At 73.5% G+C, this 22,661-nt stretch carries 19 protein-coding genes and 2 tRNA genes; 15 read left to right on the top strand and 6 right to left on the bottom strand.

Annotated features, from left to right (window positions below; genetic code table 11):
- Positions 1-6: 6 nt before the first annotated feature.
- Positions 7-1,233 carry an ROK family protein gene (locus tag ACGF5U_RS05105; RefSeq protein ID WP_392713025.1) on the top strand — a complete coding sequence of 409 codons (1,227 nt, stop codon included), beginning with the start codon at positions 7-9 and terminating at the stop codon, positions 1,231-1,233.
- Between the two features lie 169 nt (positions 1,234-1,402).
- The gene (locus ACGF5U_RS05100; protein WP_392713023.1) at positions 1,403-2,254 is read left to right on the top strand and encodes a hypothetical protein; all 852 of its coding nucleotides are present in this window, start codon (positions 1,403-1,405) and stop codon (positions 2,252-2,254) included.
- A 149-nt stretch (positions 2,255-2,403) separates the two neighbouring features.
- Here the strand turns inward: ACGF5U_RS05100 and ACGF5U_RS05095 are convergent, their stop codons facing one another.
- On the bottom strand, positions 2,404-3,159 hold the full coding sequence (locus ACGF5U_RS05095; RefSeq protein ID WP_392713022.1) for a GntR family transcriptional regulator: 756 nt from the start codon (positions 3,157-3,159) through the stop codon (positions 2,404-2,406).
- A gap of 225 nt (positions 3,160-3,384) precedes the next feature.
- Here ACGF5U_RS05095 and ACGF5U_RS05090 point away from each other — a divergent pair, with 225 nt between their 5' ends.
- The 10 genes from ACGF5U_RS05090 to ACGF5U_RS05045 all read left to right on the top strand — a co-directional run bounded on the left by ACGF5U_RS05090 (position 3,385) and on the right by ACGF5U_RS05045 (position 13,576).
- Positions 3,385-4,497 carry a TIGR03364 family FAD-dependent oxidoreductase gene (locus tag ACGF5U_RS05090; RefSeq protein WP_392713021.1) on the top strand — a complete coding sequence of 371 codons (1,113 nt, stop codon included), beginning with the start codon at positions 3,385-3,387 and terminating at the stop codon, positions 4,495-4,497.
- Positions 4,498-4,550: 53 nt separating this feature from the next.
- Positions 4,551-5,300 (top strand): phosphonatase-like hydrolase, encoded by a 750-nt coding sequence (locus ACGF5U_RS05085; RefSeq protein ID WP_392713018.1) that lies wholly within the window; start codon positions 4,551-4,553, stop codon positions 5,298-5,300.
- On the top strand, positions 5,297-6,436 hold the full coding sequence (locus ACGF5U_RS05080; RefSeq protein WP_392713016.1) for an ABC transporter ATP-binding protein: 1,140 nt from the start codon (positions 5,297-5,299) through the stop codon (positions 6,434-6,436). The genes ACGF5U_RS05085 and ACGF5U_RS05080 overlap by 4 nt, the downstream gene beginning before the upstream one ends.
- Positions 6,433-7,413, top strand: coding sequence for a 2-aminoethylphosphonate ABC transporter permease subunit (locus ACGF5U_RS05075; protein WP_392713015.1), 981 nt, complete (start codon positions 6,433-6,435; stop codon positions 7,411-7,413). Before ACGF5U_RS05080 ends, ACGF5U_RS05075 begins: the two co-directional genes overlap by 4 nt.
- A complete protein-coding gene (locus ACGF5U_RS05070) occupies positions 7,394-8,191 on the top strand; it encodes an ABC transporter permease (RefSeq protein ID WP_392713013.1) in 798 nt (265 codons plus the stop codon). Before ACGF5U_RS05075 ends, ACGF5U_RS05070 begins: the two co-directional genes overlap by 20 nt.
- Positions 8,192-8,205: 14 nt before the next feature.
- Positions 8,206-9,288, top strand: coding sequence for a 2-aminoethylphosphonate ABC transporter substrate-binding protein (locus tag ACGF5U_RS05065; RefSeq protein ID WP_392713011.1), 1,083 nt, complete (start codon positions 8,206-8,208; stop codon positions 9,286-9,288).
- Positions 9,289-9,694: 406 nt separating this feature from the next.
- Positions 9,695-11,284, top strand: coding sequence for an alkaline phosphatase family protein (locus tag ACGF5U_RS05060; protein ID WP_392713009.1), 1,590 nt, complete (start codon positions 9,695-9,697; stop codon positions 11,282-11,284).
- Positions 11,285-11,363: 79 nt separating this feature from the next.
- Entirely contained in the window at positions 11,364-12,143 is a 780-nt protein-coding gene (locus tag ACGF5U_RS05055; protein WP_392713008.1) for an HAD-IIA family hydrolase, read from the top strand.
- Between the two features lie 135 nt (positions 12,144-12,278).
- Positions 12,279-12,839 carry a hypothetical protein gene (locus ACGF5U_RS05050; RefSeq protein WP_392713007.1) on the top strand — a complete coding sequence of 187 codons (561 nt, stop codon included), beginning with the start codon at positions 12,279-12,281 and terminating at the stop codon, positions 12,837-12,839.
- Between the two features lie 68 nt (positions 12,840-12,907).
- Positions 12,908-13,576, top strand: coding sequence for a class F sortase (locus tag ACGF5U_RS05045; protein ID WP_392713210.1), 669 nt, complete (start codon positions 12,908-12,910; stop codon positions 13,574-13,576).
- Positions 13,577-13,801: 225 nt separating this feature from the next.
- Here the strand turns inward: ACGF5U_RS05045 and ACGF5U_RS05040 are convergent, their stop codons facing one another.
- The 3 genes from ACGF5U_RS05040 to ACGF5U_RS05030 form a co-directional block, all read right to left on the bottom strand.
- A complete protein-coding gene (locus ACGF5U_RS05040; protein WP_392713005.1) occupies positions 13,802-14,347 on the bottom strand; it encodes a hypothetical protein in 546 nt (181 codons plus the stop codon).
- A 20-nt stretch (positions 14,348-14,367) separates the two neighbouring features.
- Entirely contained in the window at positions 14,368-17,268 is a 2,901-nt protein-coding gene (locus ACGF5U_RS05035) for a DNRLRE domain-containing protein (protein ID WP_392713003.1), read from the bottom strand.
- A gap of 413 nt (positions 17,269-17,681) precedes the next feature.
- Positions 17,682-17,755: transfer RNA gene (locus ACGF5U_RS05030), tRNA-Lys, on the bottom strand.
- Positions 17,756-18,086: 331 nt separating this feature from the next.
- Between ACGF5U_RS05030 and ACGF5U_RS05025 the strand changes: the two genes are divergently transcribed.
- Positions 18,087-19,469 (top strand): peptidoglycan-binding protein, encoded by a 1,383-nt coding sequence (locus tag ACGF5U_RS05025; RefSeq protein ID WP_392713209.1) that lies wholly within the window; start codon positions 18,087-18,089, stop codon positions 19,467-19,469.
- A gap of 919 nt (positions 19,470-20,388) precedes the next feature.
- Here ACGF5U_RS05025 and ACGF5U_RS05020 read toward each other — a convergent pair.
- Complete coding sequence (locus ACGF5U_RS05020) at positions 20,389-20,526, bottom strand: hypothetical protein (RefSeq protein ID WP_392713001.1); 138 nt, start codon at positions 20,524-20,526, stop codon at positions 20,389-20,391.
- A 40-nt stretch (positions 20,527-20,566) separates the two neighbouring features.
- On the opposite strand from ACGF5U_RS05020, the gene ACGF5U_RS05015 reads away from it, so the two are divergent.
- Positions 20,567-21,739 (top strand): SPFH domain-containing protein, encoded by a 1,173-nt coding sequence (locus ACGF5U_RS05015; protein ID WP_392712999.1) that lies wholly within the window; start codon positions 20,567-20,569, stop codon positions 21,737-21,739.
- 121 nt (positions 21,740-21,860) lie between these two features.
- A complete protein-coding gene (locus ACGF5U_RS05010) occupies positions 21,861-22,451 on the top strand; it encodes a lytic polysaccharide monooxygenase (RefSeq protein ID WP_392712997.1) in 591 nt (196 codons plus the stop codon).
- An 88-nt stretch (positions 22,452-22,539) separates the two neighbouring features.
- Here ACGF5U_RS05010 and ACGF5U_RS05005 read toward each other — a convergent pair.
- A tRNA-Lys gene (locus tag ACGF5U_RS05005) sits at positions 22,540-22,613 on the bottom strand.
- Positions 22,614-22,661: the final 48 nt, after the last annotated feature.

Below are 22,661 nucleotides of genomic sequence, written 5' to 3'. Positions count from 1 at the left end.
GGCAGCGTGAATCTCGCCGGACTCCGCAGCCACAACGCCGCCCTCGTACTGAACCTCCTCCGCACGGCGGGCGACGAGGGCATCAGCCGACTGGAGCTGGCGGAGCGCACCGGGCTCACCCCGCAGGCCGTCAGCAAGATCACCGCCAGGCTCCGCGACGAGGGCCTCGCCGCCGACGCGGGGCGCCGCGCCTCCACCGGCGGCAAGCCGCGCACGCTGCTGCGGCTCATCCCGGGCGCCGCCCACGCCGTGGGTCTGCACCTCGACCGGGACGAGCTGACCGGGGTCCTGGTGGACCTCGCGGGCGTGACCGTCGCCGTGCGCGTCGAGCCCCTGGACCTGGGCGCGGGCGCCGACGCGGTCATGGACGCGGCGGCACGGGTGGTCGCCGACCTGCGGTCACTGGGCGGGGGAATGGGCGGTGCGGGGAGGGCGGACGCGGATGCGCGCGGGGGGATGGGGGTTGCGGGGCGGGCGGACGCGGACGCGTGCGGGGGGATGGGGTTTGCGGGGCCGGCGGACGTGCGTGGGGGGATGGGTGTTGCGGGGTCGGCGGACGTGCGTGGGGGGCGGGCCGTGCTCGGGGTGGGGGTGGCCATGCCCGGGCCGCTCGACCATGTCGCGGGCGTGCCGCACCGGGTCACCGGCTTTCCGCAGTGGGACGGTTTCCCGCTGCGGGACGCGCTGGACGGGCGCCTCCGGTTGCCCGTGGTCCTCGACAAGGACACGAACGCCGCCGCGCTCGGTCTCGCGCTGCGTGCCGGGCGGGCGGCGGGCTCGTTCGCGTACCTCCATCTCGGTACCGGGCTGGGCGCCGGGCTGGTCCTGGGCGGCACCCTGCACCGGGGCGCGCGCACGGGCGCCGGCGAGTTCGGCCACCAGACCGTGCAGCTCGACGGTCCGCCCTGCGACTGCGGCGGGCGCGGTTGTCTGGAGGCGCTGTGCCTCGCCGCCGTCGCCCGGGGCGACCTGCACGAGGCCGCGCGGGTCCTCGGCACCGGGGCCGCGAACCTGGTCGGGCTGCTGGACATCGACCGGGTACTGCTGGGCGGCCGGATCGTCACCGCCGCGCCGGACCCGTTCGTACGGGGCGTGGGCGCCGTCCTCGCGGAGCGCGCCCGGCGTGGGGGCGGGGGCGGACCGGCCGTGCCGGTGGCCGCCGTGGACGGTTCGCCGCACCCGGTCGCCGAGGGCGCGGCGCTACTCGTCCTCGCCCCGGTGTTCGGGCTGTGACCAGGGACCGCCGGCCGTTGCGCTGATCGGGGGGTTGCGTCCCGCCGTACGGCGGGATGCCGCCGTGCGACCCGGGAGACGGGCGCGTCGCCGTGGGAGGTCTCCGAACACGACTGTCCACGACCGTACGACTGTCCACGACCGCTCGTGATCAAGCAAAGGCACTGCCATGCGACTGCGCACCGCCGCCCTCGCCGCCGGATTCGGGCTCCTGGCCCTCGTGACGGTGGCCTCCGGCGTACAGCCGGTCGCCGCGTCGCCCCACGCGCACGCCCCTGCCCCCGCCCCCGGCGCCGGTGCCGGTGCCGGTGCCGCCCACGGTCCCGCCGGTGTCGTCGCCCACAGTCCCGCCGATGTCACCGTCGCCGGCCGGGAGCCGACCTGCGGCGACACCTCCGCCATCCGGTTCCCGATCACCACCCGCATCGTGGGCGGCCCGGACAGCTACCGGCCGGGTGACGCGTTCCGGGAGTGGAGCGTCGAACTGACCAACACCACCCGTCAGCCCTGCCGCAACATCCATCCCGTGATCGTCCTCACCGACCGGGGCCGGACGCTGAAGCCGGCGCAGGTGCGGCTGGAGTTCTCCAGCGGTGCCGGGCTGCGTCCCGGGCACCCGGTCGTGGTCGAGCAGACCGACCAGGACGAGATCGTCGGCGTCCTGGACGATGACGCGGACCGGTCCTTCGCCGGCTTCACCGTGCCCGCCGGGCGTACGGTACGCGTGCCCGTCCGGCTGGCCTTCACCGCCGACACCGCCCTGGAGGAGGTCACCGCTCACGCCGCGATCGTGCAGCGCAAGGGCGACGACGGCGACTGGGTCGGCGAGTCGGGTGCCTACCGCTTCGCGCTCGTCGCCGCCGGTGAACCGTTCTCACCGCCGGAGATCGACGAGGAGCTCGCGACGACCGGACGCCGGGGCGTGCTGCCCCTCGCCGGGGCGGCGGTGGGCGCCGTCCTGCTGGGCGCCGGTGCGGTGGTCATGGCGCGGCGACCGCGCCGCGACCGCCCCCGCGACTGAACGCCCAGCCCTGAGCCGCCCCCGCGACTGAACGCCCGGCCTGAGCCGCCCCGGTCGCCCGGCCGCCCCGGGCTGCCCGCCCCCGTCCCGCCCCGTCCCGCCCCGTCCCTTCCCGTCCCGCCCCTTCCCGTCCGGTCCCGTCCGCGGGTTCAGCCGAGGCGGGTGGTGAAGCTGAAACGATCGCCCCGGTACAGGGTGCGGACCCGCTCCAGCGGCGCGCCGTCCGCGTCCCGCGAGAGCCGGTGCAGCAGCAGCATCGGCAGCGCGGGAGGGGTTCCGATGAGCAGGGCCTCGCGCGGTGTCGCGAGGACGGTCTCGATGCGCTCGTCCGCGTCGCCGAAGCCGATGCCGAGGCGCTCGCGCAGGTACGCGTAGAAGGAGGAGTCCGGGTCGAAGTCGCTGTCCAGTCGCGGGACGCGGGCCTCGGCGACGTACGTGCTCTCCAGCCCGACCCGTTCGTCGTCGGCGAGCAGCACCCGCTCCAGGTGCCAGACGGAAGCTCCCGCCGGGAGGCCCAGTTCGGCGGCGAGCGGGGCGTGGGCGGGGAACCGGTCGAGGGAGACCAGCCGGCGGCCTGGCCGGCGGCCCTGGCGGCGGACGCCCTCGGTGTAGCTGGCGAGCGAGAGCGGCTGTTCCAGCTTGGGCCCCGCGACGACCGTGCCGCGCCCTTGTCGGCGCAGCCGCCCCTCCAGGAGCAGTTCCCGCAGGGCCTGGCGCACGGTCTCGCGGGACACCTCGTACCGCACGGCGAGGTCGCGTTCGGTGGGCAGGGCGTCGCCCTCCCTCAACTCCTCGATGAGCTCGGCGACATGGGCCTTGACCGCGTAGTACTTGGGGATGCGGCCGTGCTCCGGGATCCCGGAGCGGACGGGTGCGCCAGGTGCCTGGCCGTGCGGGTGGTTCACGCGGGGATCGTCGCAGACGTAGGTGAACGGCCGGGTGCGGGCGCGGCGGGGCGCCACGGCGCGGGCGCCCGGATCCGGCGACGCGTCCTCCTCCCGGCGGCCCGACCGGCCACCCCCGCAAGGTAACGACAAGATAACGGGTCTAGGCCAGTCTTGAGGGGCCGTTCACACTCCCGTCGCCCGTCCGACCTGTCCGGGCCACCCGCCGCCACGACCGTTTCCGGCGTGAGAGTCATCGTCGTAGGAGCCGGCGTGCTGGGCACCATGCACGCCTGGCACGCAGTGGAACGCGGCCACGAGGTCGTACACATCGAGCGCGAGAGCGAGGCCCGGGGCGCGTCCCTGCGCAACTTCGGCCAGATCTGGGTCAGTGGCCGCGCGGGCGGCGAGGAACTCGCGACCGCCCTGCGCGCCCGCGAGCTGTGGGAGCGGATCGGGGCCCGCGTCCCGGGCCTCGGGTTCCGGGCCATCGGCTCACTCACGCCCGTCCGCACCGAGCCGGAGCGTGCCGTCGCCGAGGCGGCGGCCGCCCGGCCCGACGCCGCCGCCCGCGGCTTCGAGCTGGTCACCGCCGACCGGGCACGCGCCATCAACCCCGCCCTGCGCGGCGAGTTCAACGCCGCCCTGTGGTGCGCACGCGACGCCGCCGTCGAGCCGCGCACCGCCCAACTCGCCCTGCGGGCCGCGCTGCACGCCTCCGGCCGGTACACCTTCCTGCCCGGCCGGGAGGTCCGCGATGTCGTCGGCGGGAACGGGGTCCGCGACGACCAGGGCGACACCCATACCGGCGACGCCGTCGTCCTGTGCACCGGCGCCTGGCTCGGCGGCCTGGTCCGCGAGGTCGCGGGCGACATCCCCGTACGCCGCGTACGCCTCCAGATGATGCAGACCGACCCTCTCGGCGAGCCCCTCACCACCTCCGTCGCCGACGCCGACAGCTTCCGCTACTACCCGGCGTACGACTCGGCCGCACTGGAGGCCGGTCAGCCGCAGGAGCCGGTGGCCGCCGCCCACCGCATGCAGCTGCTCATGGTGCAGCGCCTCGACGGCGGACTGACCATCGGCGACACCCACGAGTACGAGCACCCCTTCGCCTTCGACACCCTCGAAGACCCCTACGAGCACCTCACGAAGGTCGTCGAGTCGCTCATCGGCCGGCCCCTGCCGACCGTACGCCGCCGCTGGGCCGGGGTGTACGCGCAGTGCACCGACCCCTCCCGCGTCGTCCACCGCCAGCGGGTGCGCGACGGCGTCCACCTCGTCACCGGCCCCGGCGGCCGCGGCATGACCTGCGCCCCCGCCATCGCCGAGACCACCGCGAACGAACTGAACTGGTGAGCCACCCCATGCCCCCCATGCCCCCCATGTCCCCTACATCGCCCACATCGCCCATGTCCTCTGCGTCCTCCGCGTCCTCCGCGTCCCCCCTGCCTCCCGTGAACCTGGTCGTCCTCGACATGGCCGGCACCACCGTCGCCGACGGCGGCCTGGTCGAGGCCGCCTTCGCCGCCGCCGCGCGCCGCGTCGGCGAGGACCCGGAACCGCTGCTCGACCACGTCCGCGCCACCATGGGCGAGTCCAAGATCTCCGTGTTCCGCGCTCTCTTCGGCGGCGACGAGACCAAGGCCCACGAGGCCAACACCGCCTTCGAGGAGGCGTACGGAGAGCTGGTCGCCGCCGGGGCCGTCGCCCCTGTCCCCGGCGCCGCCGACGCCATCGGCGCACTCCGGGAACAGGGCCGTACCGTCGTCCTGACCACCGGCTTCGCCCGCGTCACCCAGGACGCGATCCTCGACGCGCTGGGCTGGCGGGACCTGGTGGACCTCACCCTCTGCCCCGCCGAAGCCGGGGGCAGGGGGCGCCCGTACCCCGACCTGATCCTCGCCGCCTTCCTCCGGACGGGTGCCGTGGACGACGTCCGGCGGATCGCGGTCGCCGGGGACACCACGTACGACATGCTCAGCGGCGTCCGCTCCGGCGCCGGGATCGTCGCGGGCGTCCTGACCGGCGCCCACGACGCGGAACGGCTGACCGCGCACGGCGCGGGCCACGTCCTCGCCTCGGTCGCCCAACTGCCCGACCTGCTGAGCCGGGTGGATCGCCGGATGGACCGCCCGATGGAACGGCCGGTGGAGCCATGAGCAACGGCATACGCTTCGAACAGGTCTCCGTCGCCTACGGCGGCGACACCGTCCTCGACGCCCTCGACCTGACCGTCGGGCCAGGCGAGGTCATGGCGCTGCTCGGACCGTCCGGCTCCGGCAAGACCACCGCGCTGCGCGCCGTCGCCGGGTTCGTACGGCCCGTGTCCGGACGGGTGTTCATCGGCGACCGTGACGTGACCGCGCTGCCGCCGCACCGGCGGGGCATCGGCATGGTGGTCCAGCAGTACGCGCTGTTCCCGCACATGCGGGTCGCGGACAACGTGGCGTTCGGCCTGAAGGCGCGCAGGACCCCGAAGAGCGAGATCCCCCGGCGGGTCGCCGAGGCCCTCGACATGACGGGCATGGCCGACTACGCCCGGCGCTACCCGCGTGAACTCTCCGGCGGGCAGCAGCAGCGCGTCGCCATCGCTCGCGCCCTCGCCATCCGCCCCGGCGTACTGCTCCTGGACGAACCGCTGTCCGCGCTCGACGCGCGCCTCCGCTCCGGCATGCTCGCCGAACTGGCCCGACTGCACCGGGACCTGCCCGACATGTCCATCCTGTACGTCACCCACGACCAGGTCGAGGCGCTGACGCTCGCCGACCGCATCGCCGTCATGGAACGGGCCCGGCTGCGGGACTGCGGCACGCCGCAGGAGCTGTACCGCACGCCGCGTACGGAGTTCACCGCGTCGTTCGTCGGCAACGCGAACCTGCTGCCGGTGACCGTCGGCGCCCGCTCGGTCTCCTTCGCCGGGCGCGAGCTGGAAGTGAACGTCCACGCCGGTGACGGTGACGCTGGCAGTGGAAGTGGCAGCGGCAGCGGCGGTGATGGTGATGGTGATGGTGATGGTCAGTACGGCGGCAGCCTCGCCGTGGCACCGGGCGCCGGCGCCACGCTCTGCGTCCGCCCGCACCTGATCGGCCTCGGCGAGGGTCCCAACGCGCTGCGCGGCACACTCGCCGAGATCCAGTGGCGTGGCGCCACGCACCGGCTGTACGTCGACGTGGCGGGCCACCGGGTGAAGGCGGACGTCCGCGAACTGCGCGAACCGCCGCCGCTCGGCGCCGAGGTCACCCTCCACTTCGCCGCCGAGGACGCGGTGCTGCTGGCGGCGGGGGTGGCGGCATGACCGCCACGACCGTCACCGGGACGGCCGGTCAGGGCGCGCCGGGGCCGGGCCGCCCCGGCCGGTCGCGGGATGACCGTGAGCCGGGCGGGGACCGTGAGCCGGGCGGGGACCGTGCGCCGCGGGCGTCCCGCGCGCCGGCCGCACACCGTACGGTCCGGGCCGCCCGTGCCCTGTGGGCGCCGCGCGCGCTCTGGGCGCTGCCACCCGTCGCCGTGCTCGGCGTCGTGTTCCTCCATCCGCTCGCCCTCGTCGTCCAGGAGTCCCTCGCGCCCGGGGCGTACGCCGAGGTGCTCGGCTCCCCGGCCTTCCGGGACGCGCTCGTCACGACCGTGCTGCTCGCGGCCGGGGCGACCGCCGGCTGCCTCGTCATCGGGTTCGTCCTGGCGCTGATCGTGGCGTTCGTGCCGTTCCCCGGCTCCCGGGCGGTCGCCCGGTTCATCGACGTCTTCCTCTCCTTCCCGTCCTTCCTCATCACCCTCGCCCTGCTCTTCCTCTACGGCACCGTCGGCATCGCCAACGGCCTGTGGACGGACGTCACGGGCGCCGCCGAAGGGCCGTTCCGGTTCCTGACCACCCCGTGGGGCGTGCTGCTCGCCGAGATCACGTACTTCACGCCGTTCGTGATGCGGCCGCTCCTCGCGGCGTTCGCCCAACTCGACACCGCCCAGCTGGAGGTGGCGTCCTCGCTCGGCGCCCGGCCCGCGCGGATCGTACGGCGGGTCATCCTCCCCGAGGCGCTGCCCGCGCTCGCCGCGGGCGGCGGCCTCGTCCTCGTCCTGTGCCTCAACGAGTTCGGGATCGTCCTGTTCACCGGCGCCAAGGGCGTCACGACCCTGCCGATGCTCGTCTACGGCAAGGCCATCCTCGAATCCGACTACACCGCCGCGTGCGTCGTCGCCGTCGTCGAGGTGGCCCTGTCCGTGGGCCTCTACGCCCTGTACCGGGTGGTGAGCCGCCGTGCTGGTGCACAGCGCTAGGGGCAGGTGGGCCGCCTGGACCCTGTTCCTCGTCCTGTTCGTCCCGCTCTTCGCCCTGCCCCTGCTGGTGATCGTCGCCGCGTCGTTCGCCACAAACTGGTCCGGCACGCTCCCGTCGGGACCGACCGGCGCGAACTACGCCGCCGCCGTGCGCGGCGAGTCCCTCCAGGCGCTCACCACCAGTCTCGTCACCGCCGTCACCGCGAGCCTGCTCGCGCTGCTCATCGGCGCCTGGGCCGCGCTGGCCGCCGAGCGCCTCGGCCGGCGGGCCCGGCGCGTGCTGGACGCGCTGTTCATGCTGCCGGTCGCCGTACCGTCGGTAGTCGTCGGGCTCGCCGTGCTGGTCGCGTTCTCACAGCCGCCGCTGCTCCTGAACGGCACTCGCTGGATCGTGATCGTCGCGCACACGGTGCTCGTCACGGCCTTCGCCCACCAGTCGGTGACGGCGGCCCTGCGGCGGCTGGACCCGGCGTACGAGCAGGCGGCGGCGGGTCTCGGCGCCCGCCCGTCGTACGTCCTGTGGCGAGTGAAGCTGCCGCTGCTGCTGCCGTCGCTGAGCGCCGCCGCCGGGCTCGGCCTCGCCCTGTCCATGGGCGAGTTGAGCGCCACGATGATGCTCTACCCGCCGGACTGGCTGCCGCTGCCCGTCCTCGTCTTCACAGCCACCGACCGGGGCTCCCTGTTCACCGGATCGGCCATCGCCGTCGTCCTGATGGCGACGACGCTGCTGGTCCTGCTGGCCGTCTCCCGCTTCCGCACCCGAGCCACCTACCGCTAGGAGAGAACGACGTCATGGTCACCCGCACCCCCCGGCGGACCGCCGCCCTCGCCGGCAGCCTGCTCCTCACCACCGTGCTCACCACCGGACTCGCCACCGTGCTCACCGGCTGCGGCACCACATCCGCCGCCGACGAGAAGGTCGTCACCGTCTACAGCGCGGACGGCCTCAAGGGCGAGAACGGCGACGGCTGGTACGACCGGGTCTTCGAGGACTTCGAGAAGGAGACCGGCATCACGGTGAAGTACGTGGAGGGCGGCTCCGGCGAGATGGTGCAGCGCGCCCTGCGCGAACGCACCAACACGCAGGCCGACGTCCTCGTCACACTCCCGCCGTTCATCCAGCAGGCGGCCTCCAAGGGCCTCCTCCAGCCGTACGAGCCGAAGGGCGCCGACCAGGTGGACGGCGCCGACACGTCCCGCGACGGCACCTGGACCCCGGTCGTCAACAACTACTTCGGCTTCATCCACAACAAGGAGGAGCTGAAGACCCCGCCCACCACCTGGGAGCAGCTCCTCGACCCGGCGTACAAGGACCGGCTCCAGTACTCGACGCCCGGTGTCGCGGGCGACGGCACCGCCGTCGTGATCAAGGCCATGCACGACTTCGGCGGCCAGGAGCCCGCCATGGAGTACCTGAGGAAGCTCCAGGCCAACAACGTCGGCCCGTCGTCCTCTACCTCGAAGCTGGCGCCCAAGGTCGACAAGGGCGAGCTCCTCGTCGCCAACGGCGACGTCCAGATGAACTTCGCGCAGGCCAGGTCCATGCCGAACCTCGGCATCTGGTTCCCCGCCCGCGAGGGAGGCAGGCCCACCACCTTCGCCCTGCCGTACGCGGCGGGTCTGGTCGACAAGGCGCCGCACGCCGCCAACGGCAGGAAGCTGCTCGACTTCCTGCTGAGCGAGGGCGCGCAGCGGCAGGTCAGCGAGGTCGGCGGCGGCTTCCCCGCCCGGGCCGACATCAAGCCGGCCGACGCCAACGCCGTCGCGCTGGCACGGCTGATGGAGGGCGTCGAGGTGTTCGAGCCGGACTGGACCGACATCGACAAGAACCTGAAGACCTATGTCGACGCGTGGAAGACCGCCACGGGCAGCTGAGAGTTCACCGCACGCCCCTGGAACACCACGGCACATCGCGGAACGATAACGGGTACGGACCGACGCGCCACCGCGCCACCGCGCCACGGTTCGACCGCGCCACGGTCCCACTGCCCCACGCCCCACGGTCGACCGCGCCACGGTTCGACCGCGCCACCGCCCCGCCGTCCCACCGCTCCACCGCCCCACGGCCTCACCGCGCTTTCGCCCTACCTCCGCACCGCTCCACCGCCCCACCGCCCCACGGCCCCACGGCCCCACGGCTCCACGGCTCCACGGCTCCACCGCCACACCGCTCCACCGCGTCGACGTCCCTGAACACCGGGGGCGTCGGCGTGCCCGAGAGCGCGACGACCCGAAGACCGAGCCCGGCCCCCCGTCTCCCACCCACCACGGAGGACCCACGATGCCGCCCACCGGCACGCCCAGCAGCCCCCGCACGCCCCGCGTGTCCCGCCGTAGCGTCCTCGTCGCGGGGGCGGCGACCGCCGCCACCGCGGCCGCCGGCACCCTCGCCGCCGCGTCCACCGCCCAGGCCGCGTCCACCGCCCAGGCCGCCGCCCCGGCCCTCCCGGACGGCACCAGCGCGAACAAGGTGCTCGTCGTCGGCATGGACGGGCTCCGCCACGACAGAATCGACGCGGCGACCGCGCCGCACCTCAAGGCCATGCGCGCGAACGGCACGTTCGGCACGTCCCTGCTGTACGCCAACCCCATGGCCGCGACCTCGTCGGGCCCCGGCTGGTCGACCGTCTCCACCGGCGTCTGGCCCGACAAGCACGGGGTCAAGGACAACTCCTTCACCGGCCGGAACTACAGCCGCTACCCGGGCTTCCTGGCCCGGCTGCACCAGGTCAGGCCCGATCTCTCGCTGTTCGCGGCCGTCGACTGGAAGCCGCTGGACACCTACGGCACGGTCACCGCGGGCGCCGACGCGGCACTCGTGCTCGACGGTGACCGTGACGGCTATGTCGCCCACGACGAGACCATCACCGCCACCACCGTGTCCGTCCTGCGGGAGCGGAACCCGGACGTGCTGTTCGTCTACCTCGGCAACACCGACGTCGTCGCCCACTCCTCCGGCACCGGACAGCGCTACCTCGACGCCATCGCCGTCCAGGACGCCCAGCTCGGACGGATGCTCGCCGCCATCGAGGCCCGCCCGACCCGCGCCGCCGAGCGCTGGACGGTCATCGTCTGCACCGACCACGGCCATGTCGACACGGGTGGTCACGGCGGCAGTTCCGTCGAGGAGCGGCGCACCTTCGTCCTCGCCACGGGACCCGGCATCGCGGCCGGCGCCCGCCCCGCCGACACCCGCCTCGTGGACGTCGCCGCGACCGTGTTCCACCAGCTCGGCATCGCGCCCGACCCGGCCTGGGGGCTGGACGGCAAGCCGGTCCAGCAGCGGTCCACCGACCCGTTCGACAGCCTCCAGGGCTCCCTGTCCGGCCGGGTCGACGAGACGGGCATCCCGGCCGGGGTGCTCGGCTTCACGCACACCCCGCCCAGCGGCTGGTCCGTCATCGACAACGCCATGGGCACCGGCGGTGTGACCGAATGGCGCGGCTGGTCGTTCGCCACCGACGAGTTCTGGAGCCGGACCCAGCGCGACCAGTGGCGTGAGCTCAACGTCCGCGCCCGGGGCGTCTTCGCGGTCGCCGACTCCGACGAGTGGGACGACCGGGCGAACTCGGGCCGGTTCGACTCGACGCTGGTGACACCGGCGTACGACGTCGTCGGCCGTACGAAGGTGACGCTGGACTTCGTCACGCACTACCGGCAGGAGGCCGGCCAGACCGCCGAAGTCCTCGCCTCCTTCAACGGCGGCACCCCGACCGCCGTCCGCGCCTACACCTCCGACGTGGTGTCCCAGCCGCAGTCGCTGACCGTGGCCGTCCCGTCCGGGGCGTCCAGCGTGAGCTTCCGCTTCCGCTACACCGGTGCCAACAACTGGTACTGGGTGATCGACGGGGTCACCATTCGCACAACGTGACTAATCTGGGGGCGTCGCCACAGTGCTGTCGCGGCGCCCCAGCACACCGCATGTCTTGTACGGCAGGAGTCCCGTAACCATGGCAGAGCGCAAGCCGATCGAATCCTGGCTCACCGACATGGACGGTGTCCTCATCCACGAGGGCGTACCGATCCCCGGCGCCGAAGCCTTCATCAAGAAGCTGCGGGACACCGAGCGGCCCTTCCTGGTCCTCACCAACAACTCCATCTACACCGCCCGCGACCTGCACGCCCGGCTCTTCCGCATGGGCCTGGACGTGCCGGTCGAGAACATCTGGACGTCCGCGCTCGCCACCGCGCGGTTCCTGGACGACCAGCGGCCCGGCGGCACCGCGTACGTCATCGGCGAGGCGGGGCTGACCACCGCGCTCCACGACATCGGCTACGTCCTGACCGACCACGACCCGGACTACGTCGTCCTCGGCGAGACCCGGACGTACAGCTTCGAGGCCCTCACCAAGGCGATCCGGCTGATCAACGCGGGCGCCAGGTTCATCTGCACCAACCCCGACGAGACCGGCCCGTCCACGGAGGGCCCGCTGCCCGCCACCGGCTCCGTCGCGGCGCTGATCACCAAGGCCACGGGCAAGGAGCCGTACTTCGCGGGCAAGCCGAACCCGCTGATGATGCGGACCGGGCTGAACGCGATCGGCGCCCACTCCGAGAGCAGCGCCATGATCGGCGACCGGATGGACACGGACGTCCTGGCCGGTCTGGAGGCGGGCATGGAGACCTTCCTCGTCCTCACCGGGCTGACGACCCCCGCCGACGTCGACCGCTATCCGTTCCGGCCGTCCACCATCGTCGATTCGATCGCCGATCTGGTCGAACGCGTCTGAGCCGACCGGGACCGGCGCGGATCGCGGTACGCGCAGGTCAGCGGCGTGCCGGCGGGGCGTGACCCGGCGGCCGCGCGGCCGCTGCGGATGCGGAAAGCGGCGTCAGGAGTGAATCTTGCCAGCAGGAGGTTCACGATGCGTTCAGGACTGCTTGCTCTCCGTTCCGTCGCGGCGGCGGCCGCCGTCCTCGTGCCGGCCGCGCTCGCCGGGCCCGCGCACGCCGGTGACAACGCCGACGTGACCGTCAAGGTCATCCCGGCCACGGCCCGGCCCGGCGCCGACGTCGACCTGCGGGTCTCCGGCTGTTCCGGTACGACAGGCTCGGCCAGGTCCAAGGCGTTCGTCGCCGACGCCGAGCTGTCCGGGCGCGACGGCAAGGGCAAACCCCTGCACGGCGACACCACCGTCAAGTCCTCCCTCCCCTCAGGTGTCTACGCGATCACCGTCGTTTGCGACGGCCGCGACCACCACGACGTCGGCAGCGTCCACGTCACGCACAACCCGCCGCCGCCCACCCCGCACGCCCCCGTGAAGGCGGGCGGCGGAGGCACCGCCGCGCTCTCCGCCGACGCCCCCAGCGTCGCCGAGCAGGGCCCCGGCACCCCGCACACCGTCGTCGGCCTGGTGCTGGCGGCCGCGGCGGCCGTCGCGGTGGCGTTCCGCAGCGCGCGCCGCCGCCGCACGGGCGCGGACTGAGGCCCGCCGTGTCGTCCGGCGACCGCCCGGCCGGCCCCGGCGGCGATGACGGCGGCACGGGGGGCGCGGTGGGCGGTACGGGAGGCGGTACGGGGAGTGGCACGGGACGGCTCGTCACCGGCGTGGCCTGGGCGCTGCTCCTCCTCGGCATGTGGCTGTGGGGCAAGGAGGTCACCGGCGGCCCCGGCCGGCCCTCCGGCCCGACGACCGGTGACGTGGCCGCGGTCGGCCGGCCCCTGGCCGTACCGCTGCCCCCGGCGCGGGATCCCCTCCGGGAGGCCAGGCCGCGGCGGCTCCGGGTGCCGTCGCTGGGCATCACCGCCCCCGTCGTACCGCGCGGCCTCGACGCCACGGGCGCGATCGAACCGCCCCCGTACGAGATGCCGCAGACCGTCGGCTGGTTCGGCTCCGGCGCCGCGCCGGGCACGGACGGCGCGGCGCTCCTCGTGGGCCATGTCGACACGGACACGAAACCGGCCGTCTTCTACGGGCTGAGCTCCGCCCGCCCCGGCGCGCGCATCGAGGTGACGCGGGCCGACGGCTCGGTCGCCGAGTTCACCGTCGAGGACGTACGGGTTTTCACGCGCCGCGAGTTCGACGCGCGGCGGGCGTACGGGCAGCACGTGCCCGGCCGCGCCGAGCTGCGGCTGATCACCTGCGGCGGCACCTTCGACCGGGCGACCGGCTCGTACACGGCGAACGTGGTCGTGTCGGCGTATCTGACCGGCCTGCGCTGACCCGTCGCTCACCGCCGCCCGGGGCCCTGCCGTCCGAGCGAGGCCCGACAGGCCCCGAGCGCCCGGCAGACCCGGCGTACGCCCGACAGGCCCCCGGCAGCGAATGCCGAGGGCCTGCGGTCGTACGTCACGCGGTCGTACGGTCACGGTCGTACGGTCACGGTCGTACGGTCACGGCCGTGCCGTCATGCGGTCGTACCGTCATGCGGTCACCTGGTCAGGTGACTACGCGCGGCGGGCCGTGAAGTCGCACCACGCCGTCCACTCCGAGACGGCCGAGCCGTCCTGGACGCGGACCCGCCAGCGGTAGTCGCCGTCGGGCAGCTTGTCCTCCGGAACCTGGAAGGCGGCGTTCTGGCTGGTCTCACTGACCGTCTGCCGGCGCAGCACCTGCTTGCCGTCGCCCTGCTCCAGCTCGAAGACCACCTTCCGGCCGGGTGCCGCGTCGCCGGGAGTCTCGACGGTCCCGGGCGGGGCCACCGACTCCAGCGTCGCCGCGAGCGTCGCGGAGCCCGTCGTGACGACCGGCTTCTGCGGCGCGCCGCAGAACTGGAAGCCCGCGTACGGGCCGTCGGATATACGCGGGTTGCCGGGGGTGCGCAGCAGGCGGTCCGGGTTGTCGGCCGCCGCGTTCGCCGCCGTGGCCACCGTCCCCGTGTTCGGCTCCGCCAGGGCGAGGGGCGTGGCGACCGCCGCTGCGGCGAGCACCGCCACGGCCGCCGTGACGAGCCGTGCCGGCCGTACGCCGGAACCTCTGTTGAACAGACGCATCGCTTCTGTCTCCTCCTCGGCTACTTGACGTTGAGGACGTGGTCGGGGGTCTCGACGGGGTTGACCGCCACGCACTGGTAGGCGCTCCAGCGGTGCTCCGCCACGAGCCGCTTGCCGACCGCCTCGCAGCCGCCGAGGTTGTGCAGGTCGCCGTACTTCACCCAGCTGGACGCCGAGTTGGCGGTCAGCTTGGTCGCGGCGACGTGCTCGGCGATCCTGTTGCCGGCCGTGACCCCGTCCGTACCGTCCCACCGGTAGTGGACACCGAGCCAGACGCGGCCGATCGAGTTCTCCTCGGCGGCGGCGGAGAAGCTGGTGAAGGTACGGGTCACCCCGAGGGCGTTCGGGTCCTCGGTGGTGCCGGTGAAGGTCACGTTGTCCGTGCGGAACCACTTCTCCATGGCCTTGGCCCAGGCGCCGCCGAAGGTCGCGTGACCGGAGACGTACGCGGGGAACGCGGGGGAGAAGTGGATGCCGTCCCGGTCCTGGGAGAGCGGCTGCCAGCTGGAGTTCGGCTGCGTGGCGTCGTTGCCGTCACCGTCGAGCCGGATCGCGGACTCCGGCCGCCACAGGTCGATGTTCGTCTGGTACTTGGCGTCCCAGGCCGCGATGCCCGCGTCGGCCATCGAGAACGCGGCGAGCGCGAACAGCTTGGCGTTTCCGGCGACGGTCAGCCGCTGGTCCCGCGACAGGATCTGGGTGAACTCGAAGAGCTGACCCGGCGGCTTGTAGGTGCCGTCGAGGTCGTTGGCCCAGAACAGGGCCGCCTGCCGCTGGTCGGCGGTGCGGGCGGTGGAGTCGCTCTTGCCGAGGTTCTTGACCTCCTCGACCTGAGCGGCGTACGCCGGGCTCTTCAGGAGGCTGTCCATGACGGTGTGCCCGCCGGGACCGGCCGGCCGGAACTGGGTGCCGGAGGTCAGGGAGAACGGCTTGACCAGGCCCCAGCCGGGCGTGGCGGCGGACTTGCCGTCCGTGGGACGCCAGAAGCCGGGCGTCTGGCTGCCGCTGTAGGCGACGGTCGTCGAGGAGCCGTCGTTCTGGCGGGCGTTGATCATCGCGGCGGCGGCCTGCTGGCCGACGGACGTACCGGCGGTGCGCTCGGCCGCGGTCACGGCGGCGGGGATGGTGGACCGCGCCGTGGCGATCTCGTCGTCGAAGTTGGCGCCGGGGAAGACGCTGCGCAGCACGTCGAAGGCCGCGTGGTCGATGGCGCTGTTGACGTCGGGCACGGCCCCGTTGCCGGCGGTCGCCTTGATCAGGTACGGGGCGCCCAGGCACTTGACCGCGCCTTCCGCGCACTTGGCGGAGTTGGCCGCGTCGTAGATCGCGCCGTGCATCATGGCGCCGGCCCTGGCCAGCGGACCGGGGGCGCCGCCGACCTCGCGGAAGGTCTGCTGCAGGACGTCGTTCCAGTACACGACGTGGTCCTTGACCGGGTCGGCCGGGGTCTCGTACGTGACCAGGATCGACGGGGCGTTGGCGGTCGCGTCGCTGGACGCGAAGATCTTGAACGCCTTGTAGTCGGCCTCGTCGGTGGCGCGCAGACCGACGGTGTCGACCGCCCGGTCCACCTTCGACCACTGCTTGACGATGGAGGTGATGTCCTCCGAGATCCACCGCGGCCCGCAGTTCGTGTGGCCGTGCGTCACGGTGGAGGTGTTCGCCTTGGTCCGCCAGGCGGGCTGGGTGCTCCAGCGGGTCGACGCGGAGACGACGCCGGTGTCCCAGATCTCCCACGAGCGCGGCTCACAGGAGTCCGACCACACGGCGTACAGGTTCAGCTCGGCGTTGAGGACGTCCTGCCCGGTGACGGAGGCGTCACGCGGGAACTGGATGAACGAGCGCGCCTCGTTCTTCTGCCACTCGCGGCCGACCCGCAGGCCGACGGCGCCGGAGAGGTCGGCCGTCTCGCCGTTGACGACGGTGGTGTCGAAGTTCGTGCCGAAGTAGATCGCCGGGTCGATCGTCACCGGGTACTTCGTGTCCTTGTCGGCCAGGAAGTCACGGTCGGCGGAGACGTCGAGCGTGTAACCGCCCTTGGCCGGCGTGATGTCGAGTCCGACCGGAGCCCGGTTGGTCTCGGCGAGGCCGCGCCGGTCGCGCGAGGCGTCCCACATCACGGGCGTCGGCAGCTTGCCGACCGTCTTGTTCGTCGCCGTGTCCGTGAAGGTGACCGACTTGTCGGCGCCCTGCGCGGCCTTCACGCCCTTGGCCTTGAGCGGCAGGGTGACGTCGGCGGCACGTTCGGCCGCCGCCCGGTTCTTCACGACGAGGAACTGCTCGAACCCGGTCCTGGTGGCCTCGACCACGAGGTCGGTACCGGGCAGCGCGTCGACGTACGTGGCCTTGTTGCCCTTGAGGACCGGCTGCGGAAGGGCGCCCTGCCAGCCGAGGGCGACGGAGCGGTCGCCCGTGCCGAGCGTGGCGAGGTCGCCGCCGCCCGCGCCGGTACCGCCGGCGAGCCGCAGCCCGCGCGGATGCGCCTTGGGGGTCACCGAACCGTCGGCGTTCTTCACGAGGGTGGTGTCCACCGGGACCCAGGCGCCGCCCTTGCGGAAGCGGACGGGCCCGGCGTGGGTCTCCAGCGACATGGTGCCGTCGGGGTTGGCCCACAGAGTGGTGTTCTCCGTGCGGGCGCCGATCACCTCGATCCGGCGGTCCTGGGCGGCGGCGGTGAGCCGGGCCCCGGCTTCCTCGGCGGTCGTGGCACCGCTCTGACGCGCCGTGTCGGCGGCCGTGGTGGCCGCTGCGGTGATGGCCGGTTCTTGCTGTACGGCTACGGCGGGGGCGGTGCCCGCCGCGATCAGGCTCGCCTCGGCGAGGAGCACCAGGGAGAGCGGGCCGGCGAACCGTCCGCGTCGGGAGCCGGATCCGGCTCGCGGCCCTGAGCTGCCGTGCGGCAGGTGGGTCGATCTGTGCACGTGGTTCAGCCTCCAGAACAGTTGCTGCATGAGAACTGCCTTTAGAACTGGCATGCGAAGCGTGACAGTGTGCGACGGAGCGTGTCCAACGTGTTTCCCGGCCTGTGGACGTGATTGTGATCATGGCCGGAACGGGGAACTCCGATGCGCGCGGAGGAAGTTGGGAATGATCCATTACGCGGCGGCCCTAGGCGGCGGCCCTCGGCGGCGGCGCTCGGTGGCGGCGCTCGGTGGCGGCGCTCGGTGGCGGCGCTCGGTGGCGGTGCGCGGGGGCGGCGTTGGGGGGAGGCGTCGGGTGGCGCGCTGGCGGATGGGGGTCGCGGCCCGGCGGCGGTCATGGTCCGGCGGTCGGCGGTCGCGCGGCGGGAAAGCATGAGGCCCCTCGTCCTGGAACGAGGGGCCTCATATGTCTGTGCGCCGCCAGGGACTCGAACCCCGGACCCGCTGATTAAGAGTCAGCTGCTCTAACCAACTGAGCTAGCGGCGCCTGCTGACCTGGATAACTCTACCCGACGTCCGGGAGTGCTCCCGACCTCCATCCATCCGGAAGCCCTGTCGCTTACGTCACTCTCATCACTCCCCCTACTGCCACTACTGCCACCACTCCCGTCGCTCTCGGCTGGTGTGTCGCCGCGCGCGTCACCGCGCGTGTCGCCGTGCGCGTCGTCCTGCCGGTCTCGTTCCGGTGGGGTCTGCCCGGCCTGTCGGATGGTCGTTTTTATCTCCATACCGTCAAAATGCGACATGTCGGGACAGTTGCGACACTGGCGCCCGTGCAGCAGTCCGGAGAGATCTTGATAAGTCTGGAGGGGAACCGTATGGCCGTCCCGGTCTTCGAGGAGTACGAGCCCGCCGCCGACTGCCCCTGCGCCGGCTGCGCCCGGCAACGGCGCGAGCTGGCCACGGGGCTGGCCGTGCGGGTGGGCGGTCATCCGTCGGCCCATGGCGCCCGCCGCGCGCTGGTCCTGTTCACCGCGGCGGGTGTGGTCCTCGGCGGCGCGGGGGTTCAGGCCGCGAACGGCGCCGCGCTCCACCCGGCCGGTCCCTTCCACCCCGCCGGGCCCCTGGGCCTGCGGGGAGACGCGGACGACCCGGACTCGGCGACCCCGCAGGGCGGTACCGGCGGGCTGCACGGCCGCCCGCGCCCGGGCCCGACGCCGGGTCAGGTATCGGCGGACACCCTGCGGCAGATCACCCGCGCGGACATCGTCAACCGGGCGAAGCGCTGGGTGGCCGCGAAGGTCCCGTACTCGATGGAGAAGTACTGGACGGACGGCTACCGGCAGGACTGCTCCGGGTTCGTGTCGATGGCCTGGAACCTGCCGGGCAACGAGTGGACGGGCAGCCTCGCCCGGTACGCGACCAAGCTCAGCCGCTCGGCGCTGCAGCCCGGCGACATCCTGTTGTTCCACAACGACGCCGACCCGAACAAGGGCTCGCACGTCACGATCTTCGGCGGCTGGACCGACTACACCCGCACGCACTACATCGCGTACGAGCAGGCCAAGCCGCACACCCGCAGGCAGGCCACCCCCCTGGCGTACTGGAACAACTCCGACAAGTACGTGGCCTACCGCTACAAGGGCCTGATCGACGGCGACACCGACGACGCGGGCGGCTCCGGCGGCTCCGGCGGTGAGGCCACGCGGGCGGTCGGGTACCCCGGCGCCGGGCGCTTCGGGCCGGGCGCGAACAACCCGTACGTCACCCGGCTCGGCCGGATGCTCGTGGAGCGCGGCGGCGCCCGGTTCTACCGCGAGGGGCCTGGTCCTCGCTGGAGCGACGCCGACCGGCGGGCCACCCGGGCGTTCCAGCGGGCCCAGGGCTGGCGCGGCGCCGAGGCGGACGGGCTGCCCGGGCCGCACACCTGGCGGCTGCTGGTCGACGGGACCGGCAAGGACATCCCGGGCGCGGCGGCGAAGGGGTCCGGCGGCGGCACGTCCGCCGGACCCGCCTCGTCGGCGCCCGCCTACCCCGGCCGCGGCCACTTCCGGCCGGGCCAGTCCAACACGTACGTGGAGATGCTGGGCCGCCGGCTGGTGCGGAAGGGCTTCGGCGCCCACTACCGGACGGGCCCCACCCCCCGGTGGGGCGAGGCGGACCGGCGCAACGTCCAGGCGTTCCAGCGGGCGCAGGGCTGGCGCGGCGGTGCCGCAGACGGCTACCCGGGCCCCGAGACCTGGCGGCGGCTCTTCCGATGAACGGGTACGACGAGCGTGAGGTGCGAACGACGATGACCACGGCGACTCCGGAAGGCGGGGCGGCCGGTCGGCGCGTCCCGGTGATCGGCAACGAGACGACCGGATCGATCCCGGTCCATCTGCTGTTCCGCGAGGACAGGGACGAGGACGGCCCGGCGACCGGCGGAACCCCGACCGTCCCGAGCGGCCCGTCCTCGGGTCTGGCCATGACCGGGACGGCGGGGATCATGGGCACCCCGACAGCGGCGGCCTCGAAGGCCCCACCCACTCCATTCACCCCGCCGACCTCACCGGCAGTGGCAGCCACATCGGCTCCGACAGCCTCGGCAGCCCCACTCACCCCGGCGGCCTCGGCAGTCCCGGTGGGCGGCCCCACTACCCCGAACACACCCCCGCCGCCCGCCACTCCGGCTGCGGACGACCGCACCGGCGTGGCGTCCCCGAAGACGCGCGCCCTGTCGGACTCGCCGCCGACGTCCGGCGACCCCGCGGTGACGGCCATGTTCGACCCGGCGTCCCTCTGGGCGGACGAGCCGCCGAAGGGTGGTGGCCGTACGGCCGCCGCCGCGACCCGTACGGCCTTGTCGCCCACCGGCGCGGAGGCCCCGACGTCCGGCGACCCCGCCGTGACGGCGTTGTTCGACCCGGCGTCCCTCTGGGCGGACGAGCCACCGAGAAGCGCTCGCCGGGCGCCCGCCGCCCCCACGCGTAGGGCGGCGCCGACCGGCCCCGTGGCGCCTGTGACGCCGACCGGATCCGTAGCGCCGACCGGATCCGTAGCGCCGACTGGCCCCGTGACGCCGACTGGCCCCGTGGCGCCGACTGGCCCCGTGGCGTCGACCGGCCCTGTGGCGCCGACTGGCCCCGTGGCGCCGACCGGACCTGTGGCGTCGGGCACGGACGCCCCCGGCGGTGCGGGTCACAGCTCCGCCACCGCCTCGACGGCCGACACGACGACTGCCACCACCGCCACGACCACCGCTGGGGCCGCGTCCGCCTCCGGGTCCGGGACCGCGACGGCCGCCACGGCGTCGACAGCCGACGGCGGGACCGGCACCGTGCCCCCCGCGCACGCCCCCGGCGTGCCGGAGCGCCCGGTGGACGAGCGCCCCCCGATGCCGCCCGCGAGCGGTCGCGCCCCCCGGCACGCCGTACGACAGGCACCGCGTCCCGCACCGCGCACCGAACCCCGCCCGGCGCCGCGCCCCGTAGCGCGTGGTGCGGCGGAGTCCCTGGCACGCCCGCCGGCGAAGACCCTCGACAGGACGGGCGCGAAGACCCCCGACAGGACGGCCGCGAAGGCGGGCGACGCGAAGACCGCCGACAGGACGGGCGCGACGCGGACGCGGCCCGTGCCGTCCGCCGACCCGAGGCTGGCCGAGCGGCCTGCGGCGGTGCTGTCCGGCTGGATCGGCGCGGTCGTGGGCGCCGTCGGGCTCGCCGGTTGCGTGGCGGTGCTGTGGTGGGCCGGGGCGGTGCCCCCCTCGGTGGCGCGGGTGGTCGGCCTGCCTCTCCACCCGTACGGGGGCGCGGTGATCGTCCCGTCGGTGCTGCTGGCGCTCGGGGTGCTGGTGACGCTGTTCGGGTTCGGCGGTCTGGGGCGCGGCCGGGTGGGCCAGGCGTGGGTGCTGACGCTGTTCGGCGAGTACCGGGGCACGATGCGGCGTACGGGGCTGGTCTGGGCGAGCCCGCTGCTGCTGCGCCGCCGGGTCGACGTACGGCTGCGGCACTGGCGCAGCGAACCGCTGCCAGCGGTCGACGCGAACGGTACGGCTCTGCGGGTCGTGGTGCTGGTGGTGTGGCGGATCAGCGACACGGTGCGGGCGGTGCTCGGCGTGGCCGACCACGAGCGGTACCTGCGGGAGCAGGTGGAGGCGGCGATGGCGCGGGTGCTGTCGCAGCTGCCGGCCGACGCGTTCCACGAGGACGCGCCGACGCTGCGGGACGCGGAGGCGGTGGGGGAGGCGCTGACGCGGATGCTGTCGGCGGAGTGCGCGCCGGTCGGCATCGAGGTGTTCTCGGCGCAGCCGACGCGCCTGGAGTACGCGCCGGAGGTGGCGGCGGCGATGCAGCGCCGGAGGGTCGCGGCGATCGACGCCAAGCACCGGGACATGGTGCTCGGTTCGGTGGTGGACGCGGTGGACGACATGGTCCACCGGCTGACCACGCGTGGTCTGGTCGAGCTGGACGACTACGACCGCAAGTCGCTGGTGAAGGACCTGACGGTGGCGTTCTACACGGGTCGTGGTGGTCCGGCGGAAGGGGCGTGATTGGTATGGACATGCCCATCGCCCGTCCCTACATTGGGACTTGGTCTAGACCGCAACTATTCCCCATGCGCGCGTGCGGCACGGCTCATGGAAGTCCCCCACGTCCTCTCGGAGCGACAGCATGCGAAAGAAGACAGGAACGGCGGTGGTGGCCCTCGGCATAGCCGCGGCGTCGCTGTTCGCCACCAGCAGCGCCAGCAGTCATGGCTACACCGACCTGCCGATCAGCCGGCAGAAGCTCTGCGCCAACGGCACGGTCACCAACTGCGGCAACATCCAGTGGGAGCCGCAGTCGGTCGAGGGGCCCAAGGGCTTCCCGTCCGGCGGCCCCGCCGACGGCAGGATCTGCGCCGGCGGCAACGGTCAGTTCGCCCAGCTCGACGACCCGCGCGGGGGGAACTGGCCCGCCACCAGGGTGTCCGGCGGCCAGAGCTACACCTTCCGCTGGCAGTTCACCGCCCGGCACCGCACCACGGACTTCAAGTACTACATCACCCGCAACGGGTGGGACCCGACCAGGCCGCTGACCCGCGCGGCCCTGGATCCCCAGCCGTTCCTGACCGTCCCGTACAACAGCCAGCAGCCGCCGTCCACGCTCACGCACCAGGGCACCATCCCGAGCGGGAAGTCCGGCAAGCACCTGATCCTGGCCGTGTGGACGATCGCGGACACGGCGAACGCGTTCTACGCCTGCTCCGACGTCCAGTTCTGACCCCCGGCCCGCGACGGCCGGTCCCGACGGCCTGGTCTGCCGGTACACGAAGAAGCCCCTCGCTTCCGCGAGGGGCTTCTTCCGTCTGTGCGCCGCCAGGGACTCGAACCCCGGACCCGCTGATTAAGAGTCAGCTGCTCTAACCAACTGAGCTAGCGGCGCCTGCTGACGGAGTTAATAGTACCTGGTCCCGGGGGGTGCTTCCGACAC

Source organism: Streptomyces sp. NPDC047886, assembly GCF_043204435.1.
Classification (GTDB): domain Bacteria; phylum Actinomycetota; class Actinomycetes; order Streptomycetales; family Streptomycetaceae; genus Streptomyces.
Note: the sequence above shows the minus strand (reverse complement) of the source record. Positions and strands in the feature narration are given on the sequence as shown.

Coding starts and splice junctions, on each gene's coding strand:
- ACGF5U_RS05100 (WP_392713023.1), top strand. CDS start 1,403: ATGCGACTGCGCACCGCCGCCCTCGCCGCCGGATTCGGGCTCCTGGCC.
- ACGF5U_RS05085 (WP_392713018.1), top strand. CDS start 4,551: ATGTCCTCTGCGTCCTCCGCGTCCTCCGCGTCCCCCCTGCCTCCCGTG.
- ACGF5U_RS05080 (WP_392713016.1), top strand. CDS start 5,297: ATGAGCAACGGCATACGCTTCGAACAGGTCTCCGTCGCCTACGGCGGC.
- ACGF5U_RS05075 (WP_392713015.1), top strand. CDS start 6,433: ATGACCGCCACGACCGTCACCGGGACGGCCGGTCAGGGCGCGCCGGGG.
- ACGF5U_RS05065 (WP_392713011.1), top strand. CDS start 8,206: ATGGTCACCCGCACCCCCCGGCGGACCGCCGCCCTCGCCGGCAGCCTG.
- ACGF5U_RS05060 (WP_392713009.1), top strand. CDS start 9,695: ATGCCGCCCACCGGCACGCCCAGCAGCCCCCGCACGCCCCGCGTGTCC.
- ACGF5U_RS05055 (WP_392713008.1), top strand. CDS start 11,364: ATGGCAGAGCGCAAGCCGATCGAATCCTGGCTCACCGACATGGACGGT.
- ACGF5U_RS05050 (WP_392713007.1), top strand. CDS start 12,279: ATGCGTTCAGGACTGCTTGCTCTCCGTTCCGTCGCGGCGGCGGCCGCC.
- ACGF5U_RS05040 (WP_392713005.1), bottom strand. CDS start 14,347: ATGCGTCTGTTCAACAGAGGTTCCGGCGTACGGCCGGCACGGCTCGTC.
- ACGF5U_RS05025 (WP_392713209.1), top strand. CDS start 18,087: ATGGCCGTCCCGGTCTTCGAGGAGTACGAGCCCGCCGCCGACTGCCCC.
- ACGF5U_RS05010 (WP_392712997.1), top strand. CDS start 21,861: ATGCGAAAGAAGACAGGAACGGCGGTGGTGGCCCTCGGCATAGCCGCG.